General features: G+C 44.0%; 1 protein-coding gene. It reads left to right on the plus strand.

The annotated features are described in order from the left end of the window. The coding region (locus A3766_RS31435) for a hypothetical protein (RefSeq protein WP_197479696.1) at window positions 1–187 on the plus strand (187 nt) is incomplete at its 5' end. Window positions 188–418 lie beyond the last annotated feature (231 nt).

A 418-nucleotide genomic window follows, 5' to 3' on the forward strand; every position in this document is an offset into this window, starting at 1 on the left:
TTCCTTGGAAATAAATGGAGTGCTTAGTGATAGCGATACTGAAGGTAATGCTTACCATATAGAGGGTGATGATGCCCCTGTAACGATTCTGGGAGAGGGGGGGGAAGTGATTATTTTACAAAAAGATCGTGAGCAAACATCCACTTTTCGGAAACGGAGAACCTGGAATATGCAGCGTCAGTTCTAAGTTAATACAGCTTGTTTGCGCTCTAAAGCGATGATTATCTAGGGCTTGATGCTGACTGCTTCACGTATCATGGGATGAAAGCTTGCTCTATACTTGCGTCATTTGTAGGATAGCCTCTAATTGCCGAAAGGAGGTCTGGGAGAGTTTGATGAAAAAGTTGAGTGCATGTGTCCTGATTGCCGTATCGCTGCTTATGGGTGGCTGTCAGAGCTTTCAAAAAGATAGGGACTT

Source organism: Oleiphilus sp. HI0132 (genome assembly GCF_001635845.1).